This window comes from Neochlamydia sp. TUME1 (genome assembly GCF_000813645.1).
Taxonomy (GTDB): Bacteria; Chlamydiota; Chlamydiia; order Chlamydiales; family Parachlamydiaceae; genus Neochlamydia.
The window spans coordinates 1-1,943 of sequence record NZ_JRXI01000223.1 but is presented as its reverse complement, the minus strand read 5'-3'; the positions used below and the strand labels follow the sequence as shown (position 1 = coordinate 1,943).

Here is a 1,943-nt window from a genome sequence, read left to right as displayed (position 1 = left end):
TGACTTCAACATTTTAATCTCAAAAAGTGATAAAGCTTTTCAAATTTTCCTAGAGAAACAACCCTAATTTTTCTGTTTTTTTAGCTTGTAGTGCCTAGTAAAAACATTTATCTTGCTTTGTTTTTAGAAATCTTTTATATTGCAAGAAAACTTATAGCTAATTTTTATGTTTGTCAGAGTAAAAACCACACCTAATAGCCCTAGAAAATCAGTGCAGATTGTTGAATCGGTGCGCGATGGAGAAAAAGTTAAACAAAGAATCGTCCGCTATGTCGGGATTGCTATGGACGAGCAAGAACTTAAAAAAATGGTTGAGCTAGCGGAGCATATCAAGAGCAAGATAGAGCACCAACATAATCCCACTCTTTTTGGCCCTGAAGAAATGGCCCAGCAAGCGATCAAATCAAAAAGCATGCCCAAGCTAAACGATGAGGAGCTAAACGTTAACCTTAAAAACCTAGAAGAAGAACAGCGTGCTGTCGTGGGCATTCATGAGATTTATGGAAAAATCTATGAAGAGCTAGGTTTTGGAAATATTCTTAAAAACCCTTCAAGTGCAGAAATATTAAAACATATTGTCATGGCCCGCATTGCTAATCCTGTTAGCAAAAGAGCTTCTGTTAGGCAATTAGAGCAAGACTTTGGGATACAAATCAACTTGCAAGGTGTTTATAGGATGATGGATTGTTTAAATCAAGAGGCTCAGCAAGCTATACAAGATTGTGCTTACAATACAGCCAAAGAATTATTTGGACAAAAAATCGACCTGATTTTTTTTGACGCTACTACCCTTTATTTTGAGTCTTTCCAAGAAGATGAATTTAAGCAAAATGGTTATAGCAAAGATCTTAAATTCAATCAGCCTCAAGTCTTAATTTCCTTAATGGTCACTAAACAAGGCATACCTATTGGATTCCAGGCTTTTCCAGGATCAACCTATGAAGGGCATACTCTTATGCCTATTTTAGAAAAGGTCAAAGCCAACTATCAGCTAGATAAAGTGATATTTGTAGGCGATAGTGGCATTTTAAATAATGCTAATCTTTTAGCACTTGAGCAAGCAAAATATGAGTATATTATTGGAGCACGCCTAAAAAAACAAAAAACAGAGATTAAGAAGAAAATTTTAGATTTAAATGCTTATGCAACCTATCCTGAAAATGGCCAAACATGCCTTACTGCTATTTACTTAGATGAAGATCATCGTCTAATTGTTACTCATAATGTCTCCAGAGCGAAAAAAGATGCTTATGATCGAGAAAAAGCTCTTAACAAGTTAATGGAGAAGCTAAAGAAAAGCAAAAAGTGCCAAGCATTTATTTCAAATTACGGTTACAAGAAATATTTAAATATTAAAGGGCAGTCACAAATAACTTTAAATGAGGAAAAACTACAAGAAGAGGCTCAGTGGGATGGACTGCATGGAATAATTACCAATGCCAAACACTTATCACCCCACGAGCTGTTAGAACACTACCGCGGTCTTTGGCAAGTAGAAGAATCTTTCCGAATCACTAAACATGACCTTAAAGTCAGACCTATATTTCATTGGACGCCTGAGAGAGTAAAAGCGCACCTTGCCCTATCTTTTATAGCTTTTTGTTGTGTAAGGCATCTTGAATATCGGGTAGCCTTACAACATGAGAAAATGTCACCTGAAGCTATTCGTCAAGAGCTAATTAGAATTCAATCCAGCATTTTAAAAGATAAAAGTGGACAGCGCTACGTGATCCCCTCAAAAGCTAGTCACCATGGCTTAAAGATTTATCAAGTCATGGGGTTAAAATATTCCACAACGCCTTACAAGCTCATTTCCTCTAAGCCTAAATTTCATAAGCCTTAAATTAGCTCCTTATCTTTACTTTCTTTCCAATGTAGTGCCCATAGAAATTTTGGGTCTTTTCATAATCAGTTACTTACGAAAAAAAGTGTTGAAGTCAGGA

The 1,943-nt window shown here is 36.0% G+C and carries 1 protein-coding gene; it reads left to right on the top strand.

The window, feature by feature from the left end; translation table 11 throughout:
• Positions 1-166: 166 nt before the first annotated feature.
• Complete coding sequence (locus DB41_RS10200) at positions 167-1,843, top strand: IS1634 family transposase (protein WP_039386971.1); 1,677 nt, start codon at positions 167-169, stop codon at positions 1,841-1,843.
• Positions 1,844-1,943 lie beyond the last annotated feature (100 nt).